This window comes from Streptomyces sp. YS-3 (genome assembly GCF_045257485.1).
GTDB lineage: Bacteria > Actinomycetota > Actinomycetes > Streptomycetales > Streptomycetaceae > Streptomyces.
In genome coordinates, this window is record NZ_JBJHPC010000551.1 from 1 (window position 1) to 4,755 (window position 4,755).

5 protein-coding genes are annotated in these 4,755 nt (G+C 72.1%); 2 read left to right on the forward strand and 3 right to left on the reverse strand.

Features of this window, described 5'->3' with window-relative positions; translation table 11 throughout:
• Positions 1 to 343 precede the first annotated feature (343 nt).
• Both ACJA3G_RS30415 and ACJA3G_RS30420 read left to right on the forward strand, forming a co-directional pair.
• Positions 344 to 1,363 (forward strand): NlpC/P60 family protein, encoded by a 1,020-nt coding sequence (locus ACJA3G_RS30415; RefSeq protein WP_406556261.1) that lies wholly within the window; start codon positions 344 to 346, stop codon positions 1,361 to 1,363.
• A 145-nt stretch (positions 1,364 to 1,508) separates the two neighbouring features.
• Complete coding sequence (locus tag ACJA3G_RS30420) at positions 1,509 to 2,978, forward strand: PP2C family protein-serine/threonine phosphatase (RefSeq protein WP_406556258.1); 1,470 nt, start codon at positions 1,509 to 1,511, stop codon at positions 2,976 to 2,978.
• Between the two features lie 114 nt (positions 2,979 to 3,092).
• Here ACJA3G_RS30420 and ACJA3G_RS30425 read toward each other — a convergent pair whose 3' ends face one another.
• The 3 genes from ACJA3G_RS30425 to ACJA3G_RS30435 form a co-directional block, all read right to left on the reverse strand.
• On the reverse strand, positions 3,093 to 3,434 hold the full coding sequence (locus ACJA3G_RS30425; protein WP_406556262.1) for a DUF2516 family protein: 342 nt from the start codon (positions 3,432 to 3,434) through the stop codon (positions 3,093 to 3,095).
• A 106-nt stretch (positions 3,435 to 3,540) separates the two neighbouring features.
• On the reverse strand, positions 3,541 to 4,188 hold the full coding sequence (locus tag ACJA3G_RS30430; RefSeq protein ID WP_406556259.1) for a hypothetical protein: 648 nt from the start codon (positions 4,186 to 4,188) through the stop codon (positions 3,541 to 3,543).
• A 29-nt stretch (positions 4,189 to 4,217) separates the two neighbouring features.
• Positions 4,218 to 4,649 (reverse strand): helix-turn-helix domain-containing protein, encoded by a 432-nt coding sequence (locus ACJA3G_RS30435; RefSeq protein WP_406556260.1) that lies wholly within the window; start codon positions 4,647 to 4,649, stop codon positions 4,218 to 4,220.
• Positions 4,650 to 4,755: the final 106 nt, after the last annotated feature.

The window sequence follows — 4,755 nt, forward strand, 5'->3', positions numbered from 1 at the left end:
GGCGAGGGGCGCCGCGGCTGTGAGGGCGCCCTCGGGCACGCCCCGGGCGCTCCGGGGGCGGCTTGACCTCGCACGGGTGAATTGGGGAGCCGATCGCCGCCGAGGGGAACGCACCGCCCCCTCCGTTCGTCCCACACGCGGGGGGTGACCCGTGAGGCAGCCGTCCGCCCCTGTCGTTTTGGGGGACGGCATGGCACCATCACGACGTCGCCGAAATGTTACTGACGGTAAATCACCTACCGTATTGCCTGGTGTTGTCCGGTTGTCCGGAGGGGGAGACTTAGTGCAGCCGCGCCGCTTGGCCACCGCGATCACCGTGGTGTGCGCCCTGACCGTGCTCGCGATGCCGGCCACGGCGTTCGCCGCGCCGAATCCGACGCCGGACCCGACCGCCACGAGCGCTCCCCCGGCCGCCCCGCCCGCGTCCTCGGAGCGCCTGGAGGACGTGCGGAAGCAGATAGACGAGCTCTACCGGCAGGCGGCGGTCGCGACCGAGGCGTACAACCAGGCCCAGGAGCAGACCAAGCTCCAGTCCGCCGAGATCGTGAAGATCGCCCAGGAGATCGTCAAGGGCGAGGAACGGATCAAGCGGCTCAGGGACCAGGCGGGCGCGACGGCCCGGCTGCAGTACCGCACGGGCGGGCTGCCGGCCGGGGCGCAGATGATGCTCAGCGGCAACCCGGACAGCTTCCTCGACGGCGCCGACCGGCTGCGCCAGGGCCAGCAGGCCGCCCAGGGCATGCTGGCCGAACTGAACCGTACGCAACAGGACTTGGCGCAGTACTCGAAGGACGCCTCCGCCCAGTGGAAGCGGCTGGAGGCGAACCGGGTCAAGAAGGAGACCGCCAAGAAGGAGGTCACCGGCAAGATCGCCGCCGCCGAGAAGCTGGAGTCCCAGCTGGAGGCGAAGGAGCGCGAGCGGCTCGCCGAGCTGGAGCGCCGCCAGCAGTACAAGGCGCAGACGGACTGGCTCGGTTCGGGAATACTGAAGGAGATCAACGGCAGGGCGAGCGAGCAGGGCCGCAGGGCGGTGAAGTTCGCGACCGACCAGATCGGCAAGCCGTATGTGTGGGGCGCCGAGGGACCGAGCTCGTTCGACTGCTCGGGACTGACCTCGCAGGCCTGGCTCGCGGCGGGCCACGGTATCCCGCGCACCTCGCAGGAGCAGTGGGCACAACTGCCGCATGTCGCCATCAAGGACATGCGCCCGGGCGACCTCATCATCTACTTCGCGGACGCCACCCATGTCGGGATGTACATCGGCGACGGCGCGATCGTGCACGCCCCCCGCCCGGGCCGCAACGTGACGGTCGCGGGCGCGGGCACCATGCCGATCCTGGGAGTGGTCCGCCCGGACAAGTGAGGCAATGTGGCATATGCCATGCGCCATTTGCCGAACAGACACCGAACGCCATTCCGCTGCGCGGCCCACTGCGGCTAGGGTCCCGGACTGGCGGCAACGCAGCCCGGCGTTCCGCGGCGCCCTCGGGAGGAGGGAGACCGGAACGATGCCCGCACCGCACATGGAGTCCCCCCTGACGCCCCCGCGAGGGCCGGACGAACCGGTCCCGGCCGCCTCGTCCGCCGCCGGTCCGTCCACTCCGGCCCCCGCTCTGCCAAAAACGCGGGCACCCGGCCGTCCGGGTGGCCCGGACGGCCCGGATGCCTTCAACAAGGGCGCGGGCGCGGCGGTCCTGCCCGCGCCGCCGCACCCCAGCGGCACCCACGGCACACGCGGCGCGATCGGTCCCGGACCGAGGGCGGACGCCGCCGGCGCCGCCGCGCAGCCCGCCACCGCCCAGCCCGCCACCGCCCTCAACCTGCTCGTCATCGAGGACGACCCCGGCGGCCCCTTCACCGTCTCCGAGCTGCTCCACAGCACCGGGACCCGGGTCCGTATCCGTACCGCGCGCAATCTCACCGAGGCCGAGCGGCTGCTCACCGACGACGTGAACTGCATCCTCCTCGACCTCGCGCTGCCCGGCCGCGACCCCGACGACGAGCTCGCGGCGCTGCGGCATCTGCTGCGCCTGGCGCCCCGGCACCCGGTCCTCGCCCTCACCGCCTCCACGCACGCCGAGCGCGCCGCCGAGGCCGTCCGCGTGGGCGCGCAGGACTACCTCTTCCGCGACGAACTGGACGGCAGGCTGCTGAGCCGCGCCATCCGGTACGCGGTGGAGCGCAAGCGCGCCGACACCGCGCAGTACAAGCTCGCGGAGTCCCGGCTGCGCGCCCAGGAGAACGCCCGCCTCGAACGCGGGCTGCTGCCCACGCCCCTGCTGGAGGGCTCCGAGCTGCGCTTCGCCGCCCGCTACCGGCCGGGCCGGTCCCGCGCCCTGCTCGGCGGCGACTTCTACGACACGGTCCGCACCCCCGACGGCACCGTCCACGCCATGATCGGCGACGTCTGCGGCCACGGCCCCGACGAGGCCGCGCTCGGCGTCGAACTGCGCATCGCCTGGCGGGCGTTGACGCTGGCGGGACTGAGCGGTGACGCGCTCCTGACCACGCTCCAGCAGGTCCTGGAGCACGAGCGCGACGACGACGAGATCTTCGCGACGCTCTGCACGGTCGACATCGCCCCGGACGGCCACCGCGCCGAACTCAGCCTGGCGGGCCATCCGGCCCCGCTGATCGCCCGCGCGGACCGCCCGGCGGGCCTGCTCGCGTACGAGAGCGGGGGCCCGGCGCTCGGCCTGCTGCCGCAGACCCGCTGGCCGCGCCGACGGGTCGAACTGGGCGAGGCGTGGAGCCTGTTGATGTATACGGACGGGCTGATCGAGGGCCGTACCGGCGTCGGCAACCAGCGGCTGGGCCAGGAGGGGATGACCGACATGGTCAACCGTCTGCTGACGGAGGGCCTGCGGGGCGAATCACTGCTGGAGGCGGCGGTCACCGAGGCCCGCGAGCTCAACGGCGGTGAACTCACCGACGACGTCGCGGTGGTGCTGCTGGAACGGGCCCGGCCGGGCGACTGACCCGGACGGGGCCCGCGAAACTCCGGGCACTGGGCACCGGAGGCCGAACCGGGCCCGGGCCGAGCCGGACCGGACCGGAACGGACCGGACCGGGCTGAACCGGATCGGGCTGGTTTATCGGCCGCCGTTGTACGGCCCGTACGGACCGTCGCTGCTCGATCCGCCGCGACGGCCGCCGCGCCCGCGCCCACCGCTGATCTGCCGGACGGCGGGACGGACGTCCACGATGTAGACGATCACCGCCACCGCGCCGATGACCGGCAGGAACGACAGCACCGGGAACAACACGCTGACCAGCAGGGCGATGGACAGGATGATCAGCCAGAACGGCTTGGTCTGCTTGTCCACCGCGCGGTACGCGTCCTCCCGGCGGAAGGCCGCGTCCACTAGCGCGAACAGGCTCAGTGCGGTCAGGGCTGTACTCAGCAGCCACATGAACCCCGTGAATCCCTGCATTAGCACGGTCGTCCACCACCTTTCCCGGGATCGTCCCTACGCGGCCAAGGTACCCGTCCGACGTGGCGGACACCGCAGGGGTGCCCGCCGCCGCGACGGACCCGGCTCACTCGGAGGGCTTGACCGCGGTCTTCTTGGCCGTGCTCTTGCGCGCGGCGGGCTTCTTGGCGGTCCCGGCCCCGGACGCGGTCCCGGACGCCGGCTCGCTCGTGAGGTCGACCGGAGCGGGCGGGGCGACGGGCGCCTCGGCCGTGGTCGTGGTCTCCGTCCCGGAGGGCGACGCGGTAGCCGGACCCTCGACGGCCTCGGCGACCACCAAGATCTCCTCGGCGGCCTCGCCACGCCACTTCTTGACGGCGGCCTGACCGTGCTCGGCCACCTTCTCGTACCCCTCACGGCCCTTGACCAGCGACTCGACCGCGAGGCCGACCGCCTGGAGCGCGAGGTGCTGGACGGAGTCGCCGAGCTTCTTCACATCGCCGTCGAGCGCGCCGACGACCTCGGTCACCTTGGCGGTGACGACGGCCTGGGCCTCCTTGGCCTGGGCGACGACCTTGTCCTGGACGACCTTGGGGTCGGTCCTGCGTACGGCCTCCAGCCGCGCCGGGACCTCGCTCTGGATCCGCTCGACCAGGCCCGGGATCTTCTCCGGGACCTTCGCGGCCTGCTTGGCGCCGAGGTCGAGCGCGCCGGCGACGAAGAAGAGGGGCTTGGGGTCGGTCAGGGCATTACGCAGCTCATCGGTGACAGCCATGCTGGTTTCCTCCCGGATCGGTATGTGGGTCAGCTCGTGGGAGCCGAGGCGGCATCGCCCGTGTCGCCGTTCTCGCCGGGCCCCGGGCCCGCGGCCGGAGCAGGTGCGTCCGCGTCGAGCCCGTTCTCCTTGCGGAAGGACTCGTAGATCTGGATCAGCACCTGCTTCTGCCGCTCGTCGAGCGAGGGGTCGGCGAGGATGGCACTGCGTGTCCCGGCCGCGTCCGGCTCGCGTTCGTCGAGGATCCCGGCCTGCACGTACAGCGTCTCGGCGGAGATCCGCAGCGCCTTGGCGAGCTGCTGGAGGATGTCCGCGCTCGGCTTGCGCAGCCCGCGCTCGATCTGGCTCAGATACGGATTGGACACCCCGGCGGCATCGGCGAGCTGCCGCAGCGAGAGCTGGGCGGAACGCCGCTGCTCGCGCAGGAACTCACCGAGATTGCCGACGTTGAGCGATGCCATGCCTCGATACTGCCCCCTGACTGCTAACTATTGCAAGCGACTGCTTGCAAAAGTGCGCCGCGCCACTCCCGGGACATGGCCGCCGCGCCCCGGACTCGCCCCGCCC

Bases quoted from the DNA above. Each gene is read 5' to 3' on its own strand.
- ACJA3G_RS30435 (WP_406556260.1), bottom strand. From the start codon at position 4,649: ATGGCATCGCTCAACGTCGGCAATCTCGGTGAGTTCCTGCGCGAGCAG.
- ACJA3G_RS30415 (WP_406556261.1), top strand. From the start codon at position 344: ATGCCGGCCACGGCGTTCGCCGCGCCGAATCCGACGCCGGACCCGACC.
- ACJA3G_RS30420 (WP_406556258.1), top strand. From the start codon at position 1,509: ATGCCCGCACCGCACATGGAGTCCCCCCTGACGCCCCCGCGAGGGCCG.
- ACJA3G_RS30430 (WP_406556259.1), bottom strand. From the start codon at position 4,188: ATGGCTGTCACCGATGAGCTGCGTAATGCCCTGACCGACCCCAAGCCC.
- ACJA3G_RS30425 (WP_406556262.1), bottom strand. From the start codon at position 3,434: ATGCAGGGATTCACGGGGTTCATGTGGCTGCTGAGTACAGCCCTGACC.